Origin of the sequence: Vagococcus lutrae (assembly GCF_023299185.1) — a bacterium.
Taxonomy (GTDB): domain Bacteria; phylum Bacillota; class Bacilli; order Lactobacillales; family Vagococcaceae; genus Vagococcus_A; species Vagococcus_A lutrae.
This window is the reverse complement of sequence record NZ_CP097017.1, coordinates 1656544-1677840: the sequence shown is the minus strand read 5'-3', so window position 1 is coordinate 1677840 and position 21297 is coordinate 1656544. Positions and strand designations below refer to the sequence as shown.

The window sequence follows — 21297 nt, the reverse complement described above, 5'->3', positions numbered from 1 at the left end:
ATCCTCCCAATAAAATAGGGAGCTTTCGCTCCCCTTAACGTTCTCTGCTATTGTATTTGCTTTCTTTTTCTGGTTCTTGCCTGTCCTGTTTTTCTTTAATTTCTTTAATCTGCCCTAGGATAGATGGCTTATCTCCTTCGTCTCTTCTATGGAAGTTATCTTCCACATCATAGGCGGACTCAAAATAGTCGCTATCCTTTAAATCATTGTCATACCTATCAACAATCCCATCATTATCTAAGTCTTTTTCTAAAGGATCATATAGGTTTCCTTCCTCGTTTATTGCTAATCTTGTTACTTGTATGAGGTCTTCTGAATCCATATAAACTAAACCATCAAAGTTGGCAGAATGGACGCTTTCAATCATTTCTTTAATGATTTCATCTTCCGACATGCCTTTATCACCAAACTTTTCTGTTGCGATTAAAATTTCATCGTCTAAATATAAAGACCAGGATTTTTCTTCAAGATTAAGTTCATAGGAGATTGAGTTTCTTCCATCTGGTGTTTCTGTGTAGGCAATACCTACATGAGCTAAATCAGAGTATAAAGTATCGAATTCATCATAAGAATGGTCATTATCATACTCTTCATTACAGAACTCGATAATGGCTCTTTTCAAATCCTCCATTAAAGGGGAGTGGTTTTCTAATTCTTCAACCTCACCCATATCTAATAGTTTGTTTAACTCTGCCAGTCTTAAAATTTTATCCTGCAATTCTTGTTCCTTTTCAAAAGGCTTTTTCAGTTCTTCTTTGGCATTGGCAAGTTGTTCTTTTGTCGTTACTAACTTATTTTCTTGCTGTTCCAAGCGTTCCTGCATCTTATCAAGGACATTATCAAGCCTTATGATATTACCATCTGCACTAGTACCAAGTGTTCCAACATGTTTTGCTTCTCCATTTAGTGAAAAAGTGTATTGGTTCGCAAAAGAATTATAGGCAACTTCAATTTCAAAATTACGATATGCTCCGATTACCTTACCCTCGCTGATATGAACCCCCTTAATGGCTTCTAAAAGCTTCTCGCCCGCTAGTTTCTTATCTAAAATTTTCTCTCCACCAATAGTAATTCCATTAAACTTATCTTCGCCTTCTACTTTAGGCTCGACCTGATCAAGGTCGGTTTTCATGCGAACCATCAAATCTTTTGTCTTTTGAATTTCTTTTGGATAAGTCTTAGTAACCTTATCTTCCAGACTATACTTATTCGAATTATAGTTTGCTTCTAACATTTTTAGTTTGGTAACTTGATTGTCTAAGTCCATCTTTTCTTTAATCAGTGGATTGCCCGTTGCTAGGGCTTTAATTTCAGCATAGTTCAAACTATTTTCGTCTACGTCTTCAGCAGCTCTCACTGGCGTTTTCGATGTCATAATTTGAGAAATAAACTTTTGCTTGTTTTCAATGGTCTGCCATAAATAGCTATCAAAGGTATTTTCAGTAACGTATCTAAAGATATTGACCTTCTCATTTTCATTGCCTTGACGGACAATTCGACCTGCTCTTTGTTCAAGGTCAGCAGGCCTCCAAGGGACGTCTAAATCATGCAGAGCAATCAGTTTGTTTTGCACATTCGTACCCGAACCCATCTTTTGAGTTGACCCCATCAGGATTCTTACTTCACCTTTACGCACTTTAGCAAAGAGCTCTTCTTTTTGTTTGTCCGTGTTAGCTTCATGTATAAAAGCAATTTCCTTCTTGGGTATCCCCATCTCCACAAGCTTATCTCTTATATCATCATAAACATTAAATTCTCCATCACCTTTTGGTGTGGACATATCTGAAAAGATTAACTGTGTTGAGTTTTTTTCTGAAGAAGCTTCCCAAATGCTAAAGACATTCTTGATACAAGTATTGACCTTGCTATCTGGATTATCAGGAAGCAAAGGATTCATAAGTCTTTGATCTAAAGCTAATTTTTTACCATCATTGGTAATGTTAAGCATATTATCCTCTGTTGGTTCTACTTGATTACTCCTCACCTTGTCGGCTCTTTCTGCAAGACTTTGTAGGATTTCTTTTTGCTCTTCACTTGGCATAGTTTTAATAACATGAAACTCTGCTTCTGGTGTTGGTAAGTTGAGCATATCAGCCGTTTGAATATCGGCTACTTCTCTAAACACGCTCATCAATTCTGGCAAGTTATAAAACTTAGAAAAACGAGTCTTAACTCTGTATCCTGTTCCTTCAGGACTTAATTCCATTGCTGTTTGAGTTTCACCAAAGGTCGATGCCCATGCATCAAAATGTTCTAAACCATGTCTTTTCAAATCGTCGTATTGCAAATACCTTTGCATCGTGTAAAGTTCTGTCATAGAATTTGAGACTGGTGTACCTGTTGCAAAAACAACACCTTTTCCACCTGTCAATTCGTCCATATAACGACATTTCATAAACATATCCGAAGACTTAAAAGCTTCGGATTGACCAATACCAGCAACATTTCTCATCTTAGTATGAAGAAATAGATTCTTATAAGAGTGGGCTTCATCGACAAATAATTTATCGACACCCAACTCTTCAAAAGTAATGACATCATCTTTCTTAAAATCATCATTTAATTTTTCAAGCCTTGTCTCAAGCTTCTTCTTCGTTTTTTGTAACTGTTTCACCGTAAAGCTTTGATTTCGGTCATACTTGTATTCTGCAATGTAATGAACGATATCATCTATTTGCTCTTTAATATGGTTCTCTTGGTATTCTTTACTCATAGGAATCTTTTCAAATTGACTATGACCGATGATAACTGCATCATATTCCCCTGTGGCAATCTTACCGATAAATCTTTTACGATTCTTCGGTTGAAAGTCTTTCTTATCAGCCACCATGATATTGGCAGAAGGATATAGTTGCATAAATTCTCGACCAATCTGACCAGTTAAGTGGTTTGGTACAACAAATAAAGACTTCGTACACATTCCAAGCCTTTTTGATTCCATCGCAGAAGCTACCATTTCAAAAGTCTTACCCGCTCCTACGACATGAGCTAGTAAGGTATTACCACCATATAAGCTTCTAGCAATGGCATTTTTTTGGTGAGGCCTAAGTTCAATTTCTGTATTCATCCCCTCAAAGCTTAAATTCGTTCCGTCATATTCTCGATTTCGAACCGAATTAAAACGTTCATTATAAATGTTCTCTAAACGATGCCTTCTATTCGGATCTTCAAAAATCCAGTCCTTAAATTTTTCTTTTATCAATTCCTGCTTTTGACTAGCAAGCATAGTTTCTTTCTTATTTAAGATAGAGGTCGTTCTACCTTCGTCATCCGTTACTCGGTCAAAGACCTTGGTATCTTTTAGGTTTAATGAGTTTTCAATTAGCTTGTAAGCATTAACCCTCGATGTACCATAGGTCATATTTGCCAAGTCATTGAACCTATCTGCACTTTTTCCTTCAATATTCCATTCGCTAGTCATTGGTGAGAATTTTACATTAATATCCCACTTAGCAAAGCTCGGTGTTTTTAGCGTTTCAAAGATAAAAGCCTCAACATCTTTCGTGGGTATCCAAGTCGCTCCAAGCCTTACATTAATCTCACTTGCAGTTAGTTTTTCAGGCATCACCTCTTCCAGTCTTTCTTTTTGGAAGTGTAAACGGTCTAATTCGCCTTGTAAGAGCTTTTTCTCCTCTTCTGTATAAAGAAGAGTATAATCTCCAGAAATAGCCACCCTATTTCTCTCATCCTGGCTTAATTCATACTGAATTCTTGCGATATGACTATCTAAAATTTCCATCTTTTCTCTGATATTGCCACTTAAATATTCATCAGCTGTCACGTAGCGATATTTAAAAGAATCGTCTTCATTAGCAGATACAAAAGGCAAGTCTCCATCCTCAATATTGATTGAAAATGGTGTACCTGAATTTGCTTTTTCATCAAGGTTTAGGAATATTTCACCTTGAAGTTCTTCTACTATAGTTCTTCTATCCTTGCCAGTAAGACTCTCCATATAAGGGAGACTGATGAGCCCTTTTTCCGATACTGATAAAACAAGTGCTTCTAACGAAGTATCAACATGGTCGATAACTTTTGCCTTAGTAATTGTTCTTTTAGTAAAGATATCGCTTTTTGCCTTGAACTGGTCTTCATCATCTAATACTTCAATCGATGATACGAGAGGAAAATTAGAATCTTCTTTTAATGCTCTAGTGTTCGATAAGTTATTTATAAAGCCATGCTTTTCTGAAAACTCATCATAGACTTCATTGAGCTTTGCCTGCGCTTCTTTAACTTCGCTATCTAAAAAGTCCTCTTTTTGCCTAAAGATAACCTCTTTTAAGGCTTCATTAACGGCCAGATAGTCTTTAATCTTTTCCTTATTATTGTCTGAGACTTCCTTATGAATAAGAACAGAATTATCTCTATAATAGATTTCGCCATCAATGACTGTATAGGAGAAATTCTTAACATCATCCATTGCTGGTATCGTTTCTAATTCATCATCTAAAAGTTCTATCTCTTCATATCTATTTTTTAGAGAGATTTGTTTGCTAGCTTTTTCTAAGAGTTCAGCTAAAGGCTTATCACCTGCAATACAGTTAATTTCATTACCAAAACGACCACTTGTTTCAACCATTTCACCTAAAACCATTTCAGGATGGTCTACAAAATATTTATTGTAGACTAGACCATTCTCATCTTTTACTAAATGTATCCAGTCATCGTCACGATCAAGAATGGAATCTCTTTTCTTTAAAAAGATAATATCTGATGTTACTTCCGTACCAGCTTCACTTTTAAAGGTATTGTTAGGAAGTCTAATAGCTCCTAAAAACTCAGCTCTTGAAGCTAAATATCTTCTGACACTATCATCTTTCTTATCCATCGTTCCAGAAGAAGTAATAAAGGCAATAACTCCACCATTACGAACTTTATCTATGGATTTGGCAAAGAAGTAATCGTGAACGAGAAAGTTATTTCGATTATATTCTCTATCATTAATCTTATAGTCACCAAAGGGTACATTGCCTATAACTACATCAAAGAAGTTATTGGAAAACCTCGTTTCTTCTAAACCTTTAATTTGAATGTCACTTTCAGGATAGAGCTTTTTAGCAATGCGACCACTAATTGAATCAAGCTCAACTCCATAGAATTTAGATGCTGATAAATCACTTGGCAAGCTTCCAATAAAATTACCTACACCCATTGAAGGTTCAAGAATATTACCTTGCTTAAATCCCATATCATAAAGCGTCTTATACATACTATCGACCACAATTTTAGGTGTGTAGAAACTTGTTAAAGTGCTTTCTTTGGCTCTTTCATATTCTTCCTCACTTAGATTCTCTTTTAAGAAGTTTCTTCCTTCTCGCCATTGTCCAGCCTTACTTTCATCAAAGATATCAGCAAGACCACCCCAACCTAAATAACCAGAAAGGATTTCTTGTTCCTCAACTCTAGCATTTCTATTTTCTACTTCAAGTGTTTTAAGAACTCCTAAAGCAGAAATATTTCTGTTTAATCGTTCCGATGGAGTTAGATTAATTAATTCGCTTCTATCATCACTAATGACATAGTTTTTAGCAGGAATTTTTTCGGATTGAACAGTTTCAACAATTCCCTTTTTATCCTTTATTTCTTCTAAAGGATCATCTTGTACTAACTCTTCAGAAATTGGCTTAAACATCTTGTCAAGATCATCTTCATTTCTGAAGGGAATGACTTCCGAATCTCGAATCATGCCACCTAAAAATTCCTCATGGTCTCTTATTGTTACTGTCTTTAAACTTGACGATGTATCAAAATTGATAATTGTATAATTTTTACCTTTATAACTCACATCATCACCAATTAAAAAATGTGGCCTTTCTAAATTCACTTGATTAAATAGCTCTTCTTCATTTGTAAAAGTTATGTGAGGATTATAGTATCTATTATCTAATACAGTTCTAAGTTCAAGGTGAGCTTCATTACCCTCTAGAAAAATATCTTCCACCTGAAATTCTTCGTGGTCATAATAGACCGTTTGGCCAACTTCTAAAAGCTTGTCTAAGGTACTAGCTTTTATATAGTCATTTATTTTATAGGCTTCATATCCAATCTCATCTATTAACTCATCAACTTTAGTACTTTCTTCAAAATTACTACCTTTATATAAGGTAAAGGTCTTTCCATTAATTTCAACTTGTACTCCTGTTGATTCAACCCCAATTTGCCTAACGTTATTTCTATTAACTAATATGAATTTTGTTCCTACTTTTAACGCAATTTCTGATTCTTCTTTTTCAAATAATGATAATTGTTCTAAGTTTATAGTGTCAAAGCTTAATTGACCATTGAATACAAAATCTAACTCTGATTCTGTCATTTGTTTCTTTAAGTCTGTATCTACAAGCTCTCTAAAAGTCTTTGGGAAATCTTCTAAGATAAGTCGTTGAGCCTGTAGCTCTTCCAATTCATCTAAATTAAAATAACCCCATTCAGGCTCCAGTCCCAAAACAAGGCCATAGGCATCACGAGTTTCTTGATCATACTCTGTTAAATACCAAGTCCAATTACTTCTAAAGGGGATAAAATAAGCAGCATGAACTTCCTTATCTGCTAAAGGCACGTTGTCCTGTTCATACAACTTTGGTACTCGTTCAAGCATTTCTTCCGTCATTAAATTGCTTGGTTCATCTTTGCCATAGAAAAAAGAAGCCCCTTCGGCTTCTTCCATCTCTTCAGTATTATCTTTTTGATCTAGGCTTCCACGACTTCCTTGATGATAATCTCCTTCAAGGCTGACATCATTGTCTTCATCTCTTTGGAGTTCTCGTCTCTTATCTTCCAAGCTTCCATCATCTTGGGCTTCTCTTTTCTCATCATTTGAATCGCTTCTTCCTGAGTCATCATCAAATGATTCAATAATTCCTTCTTCTCGTATAGTTCTATCAACATCTCGAACTGACTCTGATTCTCGCTCTCCACTAGATAGTCCAATCTCATGATGGCGTAAGTCGGATTCGGATAAAGCTTCAGAAAGTCCTTCTCCTCCTCCAGTTGATCTAGCGTTTTCTCCCTGATTTTCAAAGCGATCTCTTCCATCGTTTCCAGATTCCCAAATTCCGTCTCTTTGTCTTGAGTCATTATCATCTCGTCGAATAACATTTTCTATTCCTCCTGCTATCTCTTTATCTTTTGTTAATTGTTCTTGTAGCTCTAAATCTCTGGTTCTCGCCATTACTTTCTCAATGGTTTGTTCTGTTAACTTGGAAACTATATTTCCAACAGTCATTAATGAAACACTATCTAAATGGCGATAACTACTTTCTACGAGTTCTTTATTAATTGGACAATCTAGGTTAAACCTATTTGCTATGGCATAGGTAATTGACTGATTCATAAAAGCAACAAAAGAACCTCTGTCTTCATCGTCAATCCTAAGTTCATTGGCTAGTTTATAAATTTTATCTTCACTAACAAGCCTAGTTAAATTATATAAGTTTTCAGAAAGCTTTTCACTAGGATCATAGCCTTCTGCTTCTAGTAATTCGTCAATTACAAAACTGTACTTTTGAATGTCAAACTGCCACAAACTAACTTCATTTACTTCTTTGTTTCTTGATATAGTTTGACTAATATCAAAGATATAATCTACTTTACGATAACCCTCATAATCTTCAATAACAGGGATACCTTTTTCCCCATACTTTACTGTTCTATTAAATCTTTTACGCCAAAAATCAAACTTGGCACAAGCTGTTGCTTCTATATTTTTATCATAGATTGTCATTTGACTTAAGAAGTCATATCGTTGGTTATTTCCCATAACTTTAAGTAATTTCAGATATTCATCTGGACTACTTAAAATATCCTGTTTAATGACTTCTATATTTTTATAAAAATCATTTAGTCGCATATATTTTCCTCCTTAATTTCTATTCACAAGTTAACTTCCTTAACTTGCCTTAAACACAGGAAATTTTATTTTCCAACCTTGTCATATATATCTACTGTTTCTTGAATCAACTTTTTTATTTCTTCTATAAATTTATTCTTTGCTAATTTTCCTTTAGCAATCTCAGATAATTTCATTTCCCACTCTGATGTCATTTCAGCAGACTTAAACTCATCAGAAACAATAGCAACCAAAGCTGCTCCTTTATGAGTTGCTAATAATTTCTTCTTATCTCTTACTACAAAATCTTTGTAAATTAAGTTCTCGATAATTCCCGCTCTTGTTGCAGGTGTACCAAGACCTATGCATTCCACTTCAATATCTTTATCTATGAGTTCTGTGCCAGCTTTTTCCATCGCTTTTAATAAGCTGTCTTCTGTAAAGTGTTGTGGAGGTTTTGTATATTTTTCTTGAATAACAACATCTAAGACCTTTATCTCTTCACCAGGGGATAGATTCGGCAATGTCTTTTCCTTACTCTCATTTTTCTTTAGTTCATACTTTTTAAAGCCTTGATCTAAGATCGTTTTGCCATTAGCTGTAAAAGTAAATCCATCATATTCATAAATCACTTTTGTTGTGCTTTCTATTAAAGGCTTGGTAAAGGCCATTAGTAACTTTGACCTTATCAAACTATAAACATTCTTCTCGTCATTGCTTAAATCAGACAGATCCTTTGTACTAGCACTTAAAGTTGGAATAATTGCATAGTGGTCCGTTACCTTAGAGTTATCAAAGATACTCATAAAATTCTTTTTATTAATTTCATATCCTTCCTCTAGTTGTCCCAACAGCCCACTAACCATAACTTTCATATCTTCCGTTAAATACCTACTATCCGTTCTTGGATAAGTAACTAACTTATTCTCATAAAGCTTTTGAGTGATATCTAAGGTCTTCTTGGCTGAATAGCCGAAAACTTTATTTGCTTCCCTTTGCAAAGTTGTTAAATCATAGGGCTTATCAGGTCTAGTTCTCTTCTCTTTATATTCGACATCATCAATAACAATTTTTTCATCAATGAGATTTCTAAGCTGGTCTGCTGCATCATAGTTATCGATTCTTTCTGTTGAAAGAGTAATGCCCTCACTGATTATTTCCACAGTGTAATATTTTTCTTTTATAAAACTTTCTATTTCGCTATCACGCTGTACAATCATATTTAGCGTTGGTGTTTGAACTCTTCCGACCGAATAATTTTGATTATAAAGACAAGAATAGAGCCTACTTAAATTCATTCCAACAAGCCAATCGGCAATAGACCTTGCTTGTGCTGAATCAAATAGATTTTCATAGTCTGATCCATCTTTTAAATTATTAAAACCATCCTTAATAGCTTGGTCTTCCATAGAAGAAATCCAAAGTCTTTGTATTGGTTTTGTACACTTTGCTTGATTGTAAACAAGCCTGAAAATTGATTCTCCCTCTCGACCAGCATCACAAGCATTGACAAGTGTATCCACTTGTTTGTCTACCATGAGTTTTTTTAAGATATTAAATTGTTTCTTAGTTTTGGGTTTTAACTCATAGAGATAATCATCTGGAAAAATCGGCAAGTCTTTTAATCTCCACTTGGTATACTTATTATCATATTTATCTGGATTGACCATTTGAACTAAATGACCAACACACCAAGAGACTAGATAATTATTACCTTTAAAGTAGCCATCTCGTCTTTGACTTGCTCCTATTGCCTTAGCAATAGATAGAGCAACACTAGGTTTTTCTGCAATTACTAATTTCATTTCTTCCTCCTAAAATAGTAAAAGGCGAAAGTTCTTATACTTTCGCCGTTATCTGTCTTATTTAATATTTACTTATTTATAGCAAGTCTTGGCTATCAATATCTTCTTCCTTCTCCTCGCTATCATCATTTTTTGAATCAACATAACTATCTTCCTCTTCTGAATAATAGTAGTCATCATCTTCTTCAAAACTTGTTAACTCATTATTTTCTTTGACTTTTATCACCTTGAAATAGTAGCCTGCTCCTAAAACACCTATTAGGACAATTCCTACTAATAGATAAGTTCCTAAATTACTTGAGTCTTCTTGTTTAACAGGTTCTTCCTTAGCACGTTCTTCTTTAACAGACTCTGTATCCTCAATTTTAACAGGTCCAGCTTTTTCTAGTTCTTCCTTCACTTCAATCATATTTAATAAATCATCTTCTGAAACCTCTGTTAAAAGCATTACATTTTCACTATCTTCATCATGATTGATGATTAAATGGAAAGTCTTGCCATTCTTAGTTGTAAATGTCACAAACTGTCTAGCATCTGCTGAATAATAAGGAATATTTTCATAAACTTCTTTTGTTTCTTCTACCGTACCATGATGAACAGGAAACTCATTATTAGCATTATCTACATTTTCAGTTACAGAAGCTCTTGCCTTAGACGGATCACTTGCCTTACCCTTATTGCTATTAACTGGTTGAATGTTTCCATTCATATCATTTGATGTACTATCCTCAGGTTGCTTTGGTGTCAACTTGTTTGGATATCTAATTTCAACTTCCTTATCTTGTGCTGTAGTTACAGGTGTAGACCCTGTATTACTGTTAGGATTTTTAGTTTGATTAATAGCGTTGTCAACTAAATCTTTTTTTGATTTTTCGTTTTTTTCAACTCCTGTTTTAGGAACTTTTTTATTTTCGTTTTTCTCCGATGAAATATTTGGTATTACAGAATTTGTTTGCTGAGTCTTTACAGGTTGAAAAATTTCTTTTGCTTGAGTTTGGTTTGCTGGAATAGAATATGTTTTATTTCCTTTAATAATCTTGTTTGTCTCTTGTAAAGTCTTATCGATATCAACAAACTTTTCTTCTAAAGCCTTTACTTGTTCAAGGTAAGCCTTATTTTTATCTGATTTTTCCTTTTTATTCGCTTCCTCAGATAACTTTTTAGATTCCTCTAATTTATTATTTAATTCTGCTTTTTCCTTTTCTAAAGCTTTAATCTTTTCTTTTTGATCCATAGATACTTCTTTTGATTTACTTAAGTCTTCTTTTAGTTTTTCAATTTCTTTACTTAACTTTTTTGATTTCTCTTCAAGTTTTTTAATATCTTCTTGAGTAATTTCAGTTTGAGTACTAGCCTCTTCTTTTTCAGACTCTCCAGTTAATTTAGCAACTTTTCTTTCAATTACATTGTCACTCTTTTTTACTTCATAAAATAAAAAATTATCTACAAACTTCATGTCTTCTGGAAGTATTGGTAAGTCTCCTGAATCAAGGGCAGAGCCGACATCAGCATCTACCTTATATTCTTTATAAACAGTTCCATCTTCAAACATATACTTAATTAACACTTCCACATTTCTTTGAGTAGTTTTATCTTCTGTTTTAGGATTATCTGTTTGTGTTCCTGTATCAATTGTTTCTTCATCATTTACTTGATTTTCTCCATCAACTTTACTTGTAATCAATTCTTCATTCTCTACATTTTCAAATCCAATAGCATAAGCAATCACCTTATCAAATCCTAATACACCAACTACACTACTGAGTAAAAGGACAAGAGCTAAAAAGCCAGTAATCACTTTTTTATTTTTCAGAAATGTCTTCATTTAATTCTTTCTCCTTTAATTTTCTTTGTTTATCTTCATTTACTTTTCTCATTAATTCTTCCAAACTAATATTGTTTTTCTTGCAAACAGCAAGTATCTCTTGATCTTCTAATTCTTCTTTTTTTAAGAGCAAAAGCCCTAACTCTTCTTCAAGTTGGGCTTTTTTCTCGTTTAACTTTTTAATTTTGTTGTTTACTGTATTTAATCGTCTACTCACATTTTTAATCCTTTCTATCTTAATCTTCCAAAACTGTAAAAATGGTTCTTCCAATAATTTGTATTGATACTTGTGTATTGAATTGGGTCACCTGCGTGAATCATCATACCATTACCAGCATAAATACCAACATGGGATATTGGTGTTCCACTGTTATAAGTTCCACGGAAGAAAATAATGTCTCCCGCTCTAGCTTCACTTGGACTTACAGGATTGCAATAATCCGTAAAGATACGATAAGCCGTAGTTCGTGGCATATTTTTTACTCCTGAATGAGTAAAGCTCCAACATACAAAACTAGAACAGTCAAAGTTACTTGGTCCATTCGCTCCAAAAACATAACGCTTGCCGATATGCTTTTCCGCTTCATTAAAAAGTTTCTTAGTAGTTGCATTATCAAAAGCAATACCAGGATTGCCAAAGGCTGGATTGAATACTATTTCAGATAAGTCACCTGTACCATTGCCAAAGTAATCCCCCATATTCCCTTGGTTAGCCATTAAGGCTTCGTAGTGAATAATGTTATCGGGATAATCTGCAAAGATTTCTCTTACCATACTATCCATTGATCTAGTTTTTAGATTTACAATCAATTTCTTATACTCATAAGGAACTTTTACTTGAGCTGTTTCCTCCTCACCATTTTCATTGATGAAGGTTTTCGTTTCAGTTCTATAGCGAATCTCTACTTCCGTTTTATAAGTCACTTGATACATGGCCTTAAATAGTTCATTTAAAGCACTTTTCACATCGGAAACTCTCTCAATAGCTCCATACCTTGATGTAATATAAGCAAGTAATTCATGAGTATTATGATAAATCTCCCCATCTTTATTGACGATGTACTCATCATAGCCTGGATAGTAATCTTCAAGACTAGATAACTCATCTTGAAGTTCTTGTTCCATAGAAGTAAAGACTTGGTTTACTTCACTGAGTACTCCTTGATCTGAAAGGTAGGTCGTTGAAAGAGTAGAACTTGCTGTATTTATCATTAAAGACAAGCTTGTTCCACCAAAATTAATAAAAAAGGTTCCCATGATAATTACAGCTAGAATAGCGAAAATAATCGTCTTTGACTTTCTAGTTATAAAATTTTTAGCACTTATAGTTAACTCTTTCAGACTTTCCTTGATTCTATCTCGAATTCTTGTATGGTTCTTTTCTTTAATGCAAGTCTTCATTTGTTTTCTTTTTTGAAATTTCTTATAAGCCCTACTCTTTTTATATTCATCACTTACCTTAGTCTTTTCTAGTTCATCACGAAAATCAAGTTTGGACTTTTTCTGTCTTAACTTGTAGTCATTTTCAGATAAAGAATAAGCTTCTTTAACTTTCCTTTTATTAAACGATTTTTGTTTTTGATGAACTAGTTTTGAGCCGGTATCTAAGGTTTTTTCTGCCGCTTCAACGCCAACATTATCCTCACTACCTGTACTAATATAACTTTTAGCAAGGTCTTGACTCTTCTCTACTCCTAGAAAAACACCTGAAGCTACTGACTCTTTCTTTAGATCAGACTTAGAAATTTCTTTTAAGGTTCGCTTTTTATTTTCTCTATCTCTTATCGCTTCTTTACCAGTACTTGCTTTTCCTTTCTTTCCTCTACTTCTGGTAAAATCTTCATTAGTAAAATTTTTCTTCTTATTTCCTTCTTTGTGGATTTCTTTCTTTGTTTGATTACTTCTAAAGTCTTTACCTATTTTACGGTTCTGCTTTTTCTTTCCCTTTACTTTTTCAAATTCTTTAGTTTCTAACTTTTGTTCTTTAACATCAAAGGTCGACTCAAAATACTTGCTGTTCTTAAAATTATGGTGAAATTTATCAACTATTCCCTCATTATCTGTATCTCTTTCAAGAGCATCATACTTATTTTCTTCAAAATTTTTTCTCTTGAAATTATCTTGATGTTTTCGAAAGTCCATTGCAATCTTTCGGTTTTTCTCTTTCTTGCTAGTAGGAGAATAATTGTTTTGCTGATTGATTTGTTCTTTCCTTATTGTATCTTCTACATCATAAGTTGATTCAAAATAGTCACTGTCTTTAAAGTTATTATCATACCTATCAGAAATACCGTCATTATCTGTATCTTGTGCTAGCGGATCATAAACCTCATTTTCTTCATTAGTCTTATATTTAAATTCTTCCTCCTTACGAAAAGTCTCTGCTTGTTTTCTAAGCTTGGTTTTCTTTGATTCTGTACTTTTAAGATTAGAATCAAGCTTTTCGCTATCAGGAGAATAAAAAACAGATTCCTCAGTTTTTACTTGAGAGTCTGTTTTAGGCCTAATATTTCTATTTGATTTTGACTTATCTATTACTCCCTCATAAGCCTTAAAGTCTTTTGAATTTGAATCATATGTCTTTAGCTGTTCAACATAAGTCTTTGTTGAATCATAATTAAAACTCTGAACTTCTTCTTGATGTTGAATTTTTTCTTCTGCTAATTTATATCTTCGATTACTTGACTGACTCCCTTTATCATTAACTTCTGAAACATATCTTTTACTTTTAGACTCTTGAAACTTATCTTGGAAACGCTCATTATCTTTTATGATTTTCCCACGATAATCGTCCCCATGCTTTAATTTTGAATCTTCGTTTACAATCTTACTACCATCTTGATTTTGTTTTTCTTTGCTTAACCTTAGCTTTTCATCAAATGACTTTTTTCTTTTCTTACTCATCTTTAACCTCTTCAGGCTTAGTAGTCATCTTTTGATAAAGAATCGTATCTTTAGGGAACTTATCTACAAATGGAACGATAGTATTCCCAAAGAATACAAGTCCTTCCCCTGCATTTGAGTTGGTTACATATCTAAGCTGAGGTGATGAAATTTTAAGTTTACTTGCCAGAATATCTCTATCTCCTGGTGCTTGGTTTAGCATTAGAACAAAATCTGTATTATCAAAAATATTTTCAATCTCTTGGCTAGCCAATAAATCCTTTACGTTTTGAGTAATACCTGTTGGAATACCTCCCCACTTTCTAAATCTTTTCCAGATTTCTACTGAATATTGGGCAGTCTGTTCATCTTTTAAAAGTAAGTGAAACTCATCAATATAATATCTAGTTGCCCTACTTCCTCTATTTTGAGATACCTTATTCCATACTTGGTCTTGAATAACTAGCATACCTATCTTTTTAAGCTGCGTACCTAGTTCTTTAATATCAAAACATAATAACTGTTTATTTAAATCGACATTAGAGTGGTTATTAAAGACATTGAGAGAACCTGATACATAGATTTCCATTTCTGTTGCCAATTTCCTACCAACCGCCTCTTCTTGATTTCTTAGCATGTCATACAAATCTTGAAGAATAGGCATATTCTCTGGTTTGGGATCTTCAAAATATTTCTCATAAATCTTAGGAAGACACCTATCAATAACAGATTTTTCAGCTGCTGTTAAACCACTTCCACCAACAACTAACTCTAATAAAGACATAATAAAGTTAGCTTTGTTTTTTAGTGGAGCATCACCATCTCCATAGTTCATATTGATGTCTAATGGATTGAGATAGTCTTTTGATTTAGATGAAACCTTAATAACCTCTCCATTAAATTGTTCAACTAGGCTTCCATATTCTCCTTCTGGATCACAGATAATAACATCATCATCGGTTACGAGAATTGCATTAGCCATTTCCCTCTTAGCTGAAAAAGATTTGCCTGAACCAGGTGTACCTAGAATCAGTCCATTTGGATTCTTTAAGAGCTTTCTATCAGCCATAATTAGGTTATGGCTAAGTGAATTTAAACCATAATACAAACTATTCTTAGAATCGATGAATAACTCTTCTGTTGTAAATGGAATAAAGGCTGCTGTCGAAGAACTTGTCAGCCCCCTTTCTATTTCGATCTGATTAACCCCAATTGGTAAAGTACTAACCAAACCTTGCTCTTGTTGGTGATCTAGTCTTTTTAACTTACAATTATGCTTATTAGCAATAGAATTAATCTGAGCAATAGTTGTATCTAACCTTTGAATCGTTCGTGCAAAGTTCATATATACAATAGTTACTAAAAACATTCTTTCATCTCTTGTCTGTAAATCTTTCAAAAGGTTTTTAACATCTTCACCATAGGTAATTAAGTCTGTTGGCAAAATATCCATATCATAACCACTTCTAACGGCTTTCTTGTTTTCTTCAATACGCATCTTATCAATGTCTGTATTCTTTCTTTTAACCATCTTAATGGCTTCTGACTGGTCAATAGCTTGAATGTGAAATGAAATATTGATGTTATCTTCAATATCTAAAAATTCAGCGAGCATTCTATCCGATAGCTCACTGGCTAAAATTTGAAAGTGGCTTACTGCCCCAATGTATTTGCCAAACTTAAAATATTTGCTAGGCGTAAAGTTAAACTCATCTGGAGTAATCCTACTTTTCGTTGTTTCTCTAGGTTTTAAGTCCTTATATGAAAACTCAAACTTCTTATCTGGGTTTAACATGTTATGAAGAATTTTTAGTCTTTCCTCTCCATTTAAAGATTCAGCTCTTACTCCCATACTCTTAAAGTTAGATAAGATGTCTATTTCCAATCTTTCTAGCATTGCTACTGCTTGTTCCAACTTATCTGCTTCCACAGTAAAGGTAATATACTTAGACTTTTTAAGTCCATTGTTCCCTTTAGCTAGTTGTGATTTAAGCATGGTTCTAAATTCTAATCTTATTTCATCATAGTCATCTCCTTTGTCTGGAATCTTTATTGCATCTTCCATTTCCTGATTTCTTCCCAACTGATTCACATAGGAGAACTGAACCGACACACTTGGATCAAAGGAATTTAAAAAGTTGGCAAACTGGTTAAAGATTAAGTCCCTATCTTCTTCCAGTGCCAACTGATAGTTTATGTCTTGAAATACTATTGTCTTATTGTATCTTTTCTCATCAACCTGACAAATACCGTTTTTCATCATTCTTAAATATGGAATAGTATCTTCTACGGTATATCGCTTTTTCTCCCTATTGAATATGAATTCTAATAAGCCACCCTTACTTTTCTTTTTTTCTTTACTTGCTTCGATTTGTATCAGGTTTTTTTTTTGTACCTTGAGGGCAGTTTGTCTTTGTTTTAGCTTTTGCTCTTGTCTTTTTTGTCTTTTGTCCAACTCGTAAAACCTCCTTCCTTACTCTTTTGTTAGGCTGATAATACTTGTGTAGATATATATATTTAAAGTACTGCTCAAATCTAAGTCCGTCTTTTTCAAACATAGTGATAAAAAATATAGGCAATGTCAACACAATCATAATAATGATAGCTACATCATTTGGGACATAATTCCGAACAGATAGATATATAGGAAAACCAACAAGACCAGCTACAGTAAAACCAATTAACTGTCTTCTAGTTAAGTTAAAGGCAATTTTTGTTTTAACTCTATTTAAGTCTTTGGGGATTGGTACATAGGCCATCTCTTTCCTCCTGTTCTATTTTTCATTTTCCTTTACTTGCACATATTCTAAATGTTCATATACAGAACCAACTTCATCAACTAGATTGTCTAATATATCTTCAAAATCTTCATTCTTCTTTGTTTGATACTCGAGTAATGAATCTTGTGTGAAAATCAATCTTGATACTATATCTTCTAATTTATCAAATCTTTCTTTTTTCTTTAATTCGAAAGTTATTAGACCTGTTAAACCTGCTAATGCACCTAAACCAATAACTACTAATTTTTTCTTTGTCATCTATCTTCCTCCTAATGTGAATTCATAACACTCTTGGCAAGTGTTCCACTCTTTAACATCATGAGACCAAGTAATAGGGAGTAACCTAATACACTAAAAATTCCCTGATGAATATTTTCTATTTTAATTGTTTTTATCAATACTGCGTAAATACCAAGGCATACCATTAAAAACAAACCTTGAAGCCCTAAGGCAAATAAACCTTTGATATAGTTACTGCCGATTTGTCCCCATTCCTTATTGCCCATCGTTGCAAATGGAATTGCTGAAACTGAAGCATAGACATAGATTTCAAACATTCTTCCGTAAACTACCAGCATAATAACAATGGAAACAATTTGGATAGCTATTTTAACAAGTGATGTTTCAACAAGAATCATAAGCAATTCTCCCATCTCTTTTTCCTTTAAAGCCTCAACCATTGTAAGTATTTCATCTGATGAAACTACGGCAGAGGTATTGATGACCCCTGCCGTTTTTTGCACCAGATTTTGAGCCACATCAAAGACGGCCATTGAAAACTCAAAGGCATGAGAAACGAGCCAAACAGCAATCCACATTTTGATAATGTACTTAAAAAACTCAAAGGTATCTGTATCATGCATATTATTTCTTTGTATAACTACATTAATGAGTTCAACACAAAGTATGGCTGTTATAATAAGGCCAGCAATGGGAATAATAACGGAGTCATTTATACTTTTGATAAAAGAAAATACATCACCATTCCATCCCATAGGTGTCTGCCCCACATCTATCGCTATCGTTCCTACCTTGTCATTGATGTCAATGAACATATCTTCAAGGTTTGTTTGGATCCCTCCGATTAAAAGTTCTTTAAAAAACTCCGTTATTTTATCGAAAATTCCAAACATGGTTTATCACTCCTTATTTCAATACATTTGCTAATAGTGGGATTAGTTTTAGACCAATTAGTACGATACCACCACCAGCCATTAACTGCTTAATACCTTGAGATTTAGCTCCAGGGTTATCATTACCATAACCTTCCATTAAGTTAATAACACCCCACGCTCCCAAGCCTGCACCAATTGCAGTTACAAGTGTTTTTAAAACTCCAACTCCAGCTGTAAAAAATTCCATATTATTCCTCCTCATTTTCTTGTCTTTTTTCTATTTTGTTTAGTGATTTAACTATAAAGTTCTTGTAGACCTTATCTCCTTTTTTATTTTCTTTGAAATATCCAAAGACATGAATCAGATCTCCTTTTTCAAATCCTTTTACAATTTCTACCTTTTTCCCATATACTGAACAATTAGTATATTCCTTGCCTTTTCCATACTTTTTAACAAGAGTAAAATTTGCAACTTGAATAACTTCTTCATCTTTTTCAAACTCTGAAAATTCAGGTTCCTTAACTAAATTTGCATTAATATTAATCATTTCTCTATTCATTAATTTCTATATTCTCCTTTTTCTTAAAATAAAAAAGCGATTGGACTTATTACTTTTCCAATCGCTTATAGTTCTCTATTAAATTTTCTGTTTTTTCTAAATAGTAGGACTTCTTATCCAGTTCATTATAACCTCCTAACTTTGGGTACAAAATTGGGTACAAAAATAGACGATATTTCTATCGTCTTTAAAATGATCTACTCAAACAAACTAAAAATTTAATTTGCTTACCATGGAAAAGTTTGAATAAATCTCCAAAAAAGAAGCATAAGTATTAAAGAAAATACTGCTATTTGCAATTTTCCAACTTTCGGTCTTTTTATTGTATTCTCGAATTTTTTTTCATCAGCTTCCTCTGTCTGAAACAAAATCTTATCTTTATATATTGTTTTTATTACTTCATATGTCCCTTCAAGAGATTTAATTTCTATTATATATGCTACAAAAATAGCGATTAATGCAATAATAAAAATCAAAACTACTATGCTTTTTTTTTCTCCTTTTGAAAACAAAATATATTGAAAAATATTGACTCCATTGTAGTCAATAATAACTTTAAATAACTCTAATCCTAAGGACCCTAACCAAGCAAAAAATGTTAAATTCAAGGTTCGTAATGCACTATTTTCATTTTGCGATAAAACTAAAAAGTCATCTTTTAACTGATTCAATTGCTCAAAATATTCATTGGTTTTTTTAGAAATAATTCTCTTATAAGCTAACTTTGAATCTTCAAGGAGACCTAATGTATCTCCAATATTTTGCTTATTGATAATTACTTGTCTTACAACATGTAACTTAACATTATACGATTCTTTATACTCTTCATCATTAATAACCCAATCATAAATTGGAAATAACTTTAATGGTTTAGAATCAATATTCAAGGCTCCCCTATAGATTTTATCATCAACTCTAACTTCAAAATTAAATTCCTCAGCATTAAAATTACTCTTATTTGCCAAAGCGATTAATATGAATATATCTAGAATTAGATTTGACTTCTTATTAACCTTATCAAATACTGTTTCCAATGTATTTATTGATATTGGAAATTCTCGAATATCCGCATCTACAATATTTTCTATTACAATCTCTTCATAGAAGTTCTTATCTGCTGAATCAACTTCTAAATATTTAAATCTATTAAGTTCCTTATCATAAACTGTAGCAATATCATCAAAATGTTTTGCAGAGTACTTCAGGATAATTGAAGATAAGTTTTTTGAATTGTTTATAAATTCATCTTCAAGAATATAATATTCTTGTTGATTTTCTAATATTTGTATTGACTCATCGCCTCTCAACTTGATGCCTTCCTCATTTAATACTTCTATTAATAAAGCTCCCTCAGCTGTTTGAGAATCAATCTTCAAAGAAGTATTTTTCCAATGGAATGGTTTACTCACTTTCTAACTTCTCCTTTACTGATTCTAGATATTCTTCATCTATTATTATTTTGATAGTTTTATCTTTTTCATTGAAAATCAACTCATTATCTCTAATACTTTCTAAATAATTTTTGGTTTTTATCGTTATCTCTGGTGATGTCGGAATATTTCTTTGATACTTACGATTAATTATTTTTTCGGAAATATCAAAATCTGAATCTATTTGGCTAGATTTATCAGAAAACAACTCATCTTCTTTTTTTAGCTCAAATAATCCACTACTATTTAATTCATTAAATAAATCTGATTTATCAAACTTTTTATTATCAAATAAATAAAACTCAGTGAACCTCTTAATTTCATTATAGTTTTCTCTTCTAATAACCTCTTCCACAAATAGTTCATCATTAAATATTAAATCAATAACATCTTGAGTATTGTCCTCCGAAGTTCTTTTTCTAGTTAAACCTAAGAAAGTCTGATACCAATATTTTGCTGCAGTCCTATTTTTATCTATTATTTTAATATCATCATAATTTCCTTTAAACGTACAAACTTTAAAATAATCTTTTTCTTTTCCAAGCTCGCTCTTAATCTCATAGGAGTTTTTATCAATAACTTCTAACTTTTCAAGTTTCATAATAGTAATAGTATTTTTATCAGCTTTTATAAATAATAATCCTTCTCTAATTGTGATATTCCTAGTTCCATCAGCTTTACATTCTGCCTTTAATAAATCGTCAGCTATCCTTTTATAATTAAAAGCTTCTTTATCAAAAGATTCTTTAAAATAGTGGATTGGACTAACTTTATAAGTATCAGATCCTGTATCCAGATAGCAATTGGTAATCAAGTGTGTTTCTTTTGTTAACTCATTAAAAATTTTTATAATATTACTTTTTTGTATTTCATTAATTTCATTTACAACTACCTCGTCACTAATATCAAATACTTTAAGTATCAATGCTTATACCTCCTTTTTTCAACTACATGTTTAGCATATTAATATTTTGTTTATACTCATAAAAATAAAATTTATAAGATTTAAACGCTATCAGCTAATTTTCTTTACTATAGCTATTGTATCAATTATATAATTTAAAGGCTTCT

General features: G+C 32.6%; 13 protein-coding genes. All 13 read right to left on the bottom strand.

Annotated features, from left to right (window positions below; all coding sequences use genetic code 11):
• Window positions 1-34: 34 nt before the first annotated feature.
• Complete coding sequence (locus tag M2919_RS08060) at window positions 35-7849, bottom strand: helicase-related protein (RefSeq protein ID WP_248848617.1); 7815 nt, start codon at window positions 7847-7849, stop codon at window positions 35-37.
• 65 nt (window positions 7850-7914) lie between these two features.
• Window positions 7915-9633, bottom strand: a complete 1719-nt coding sequence (locus M2919_RS08055) for a DNA topoisomerase 3 (protein WP_248848616.1) — start codon at window positions 9631-9633, stop codon at window positions 7915-7917.
• Between the two features lie 76 nt (window positions 9634-9709).
• Window positions 9710-11458: a CD1107 family mobile element protein gene (locus M2919_RS08050; protein ID WP_248848615.1), complete on the bottom strand. Its 1749-nt coding sequence runs from the start codon at window positions 11456-11458 to the stop codon at window positions 9710-9712.
• Complete coding sequence (locus tag M2919_RS08045; RefSeq protein WP_248848614.1) at window positions 11436-11675, bottom strand: conjugal transfer protein; 240 nt, start codon at window positions 11673-11675, stop codon at window positions 11436-11438. The genes M2919_RS08050 and M2919_RS08045 overlap by 23 nt, the downstream gene beginning before the upstream one ends.
• Before the next feature lie 14 nt (window positions 11676-11689).
• Window positions 11690-14362: a CD1108 family mobile element protein gene (locus M2919_RS08040; protein WP_248848613.1), complete on the bottom strand. Its 2673-nt coding sequence runs from the start codon at window positions 14360-14362 to the stop codon at window positions 11690-11692.
• Entirely contained in the window at window positions 14355-16796 is a 2442-nt protein-coding gene (locus M2919_RS08035; RefSeq protein ID WP_248848612.1) for a VirB4-like conjugal transfer ATPase, CD1110 family, read from the bottom strand. The genes M2919_RS08040 and M2919_RS08035 overlap by 8 nt, the downstream gene beginning before the upstream one ends.
• Window positions 16699-17100 carry a PrgI family protein gene (locus M2919_RS08030; RefSeq protein WP_248848611.1) on the bottom strand — a complete coding sequence of 134 codons (402 nt, stop codon included), beginning with the start codon at window positions 17098-17100 and terminating at the stop codon, window positions 16699-16701. The genes M2919_RS08035 and M2919_RS08030 overlap by 98 nt, the downstream gene beginning before the upstream one ends.
• A gap of 15 nt (window positions 17101-17115) precedes the next feature.
• Window positions 17116-17379 carry a hypothetical protein gene (locus tag M2919_RS08025; protein WP_248848610.1) on the bottom strand — a complete coding sequence of 88 codons (264 nt, stop codon included), beginning with the start codon at window positions 17377-17379 and terminating at the stop codon, window positions 17116-17118.
• Window positions 17380-17390: 11 nt separating this feature from the next.
• Window positions 17391-18254: a VirB6/TrbL-like conjugal transfer protein, CD1112 family gene (locus tag M2919_RS08020; RefSeq protein WP_248848609.1), complete on the bottom strand. Its 864-nt coding sequence runs from the start codon at window positions 18252-18254 to the stop codon at window positions 17391-17393.
• A gap of 13 nt (window positions 18255-18267) precedes the next feature.
• Window positions 18268-18483, bottom strand: coding sequence for a Maff2 family mobile element protein (locus tag M2919_RS08015; RefSeq protein ID WP_202585291.1), 216 nt, complete (start codon window positions 18481-18483; stop codon window positions 18268-18270).
• A 1-nt stretch (window position 18484) separates the two neighbouring features.
• Window positions 18485-18796 (bottom strand): single-stranded DNA-binding protein, encoded by a 312-nt coding sequence (locus M2919_RS08010; protein ID WP_202585292.1) that lies wholly within the window; start codon window positions 18794-18796, stop codon window positions 18485-18487.
• A gap of 227 nt (window positions 18797-19023) precedes the next feature.
• A complete protein-coding gene (locus M2919_RS08005; protein WP_248848608.1) occupies window positions 19024-20205 on the bottom strand; it encodes a hypothetical protein in 1182 nt (393 codons plus the stop codon).
• Window positions 20198-21151: a hypothetical protein gene (locus M2919_RS08000; RefSeq protein ID WP_248848607.1), complete on the bottom strand. Its 954-nt coding sequence runs from the start codon at window positions 21149-21151 to the stop codon at window positions 20198-20200. Before M2919_RS08000 ends, M2919_RS08005 begins: the two co-directional genes overlap by 8 nt.
• Window positions 21152-21297 lie beyond the last annotated feature (146 nt).

What these genes read in the sequence shown, in the direction of transcription:
- M2919_RS08060 (WP_248848617.1), bottom strand. Translation starts at nt 7,849, where the DNA reads ATGCGACTAAATGATTTTTATAAAAATATAGAAGTCATTAAACAGGAT.
- M2919_RS08055 (WP_248848616.1), bottom strand. Translation starts at nt 9,633, where the DNA reads ATGAAATTAGTAATTGCAGAAAAACCTAGTGTTGCTCTATCTATTGCT.
- M2919_RS08050 (WP_248848615.1), bottom strand. Translation starts at nt 11,458, where the DNA reads ATGAAGACATTTCTGAAAAATAAAAAAGTGATTACTGGCTTTTTAGCT.
- M2919_RS08040 (WP_248848613.1), bottom strand. Translation starts at nt 14,362, where the DNA reads ATGAGTAAGAAAAGAAAAAAGTCATTTGATGAAAAGCTAAGGTTAAGC.
- M2919_RS08030 (WP_248848611.1), bottom strand. Translation starts at nt 17,100, where the DNA reads ATGGCCTATGTACCAATCCCCAAAGACTTAAATAGAGTTAAAACAAAA.
- M2919_RS08025 (WP_248848610.1), bottom strand. Translation starts at nt 17,379, where the DNA reads ATGACAAAGAAAAAATTAGTAGTTATTGGTTTAGGTGCATTAGCAGGT.
- M2919_RS08020 (WP_248848609.1), bottom strand. Translation starts at nt 18,254, where the DNA reads ATGTTTGGAATTTTCGATAAAATAACGGAGTTTTTTAAAGAACTTTTA.
- M2919_RS08015 (WP_202585291.1), bottom strand. Translation starts at nt 18,483, where the DNA reads ATGGAATTTTTTACAGCTGGAGTTGGAGTTTTAAAAACACTTGTAACT.
- M2919_RS08010 (WP_202585292.1), bottom strand. Translation starts at nt 18,796, where the DNA reads ATGAATAGAGAAATGATTAATATTAATGCAAATTTAGTTAAGGAACCT.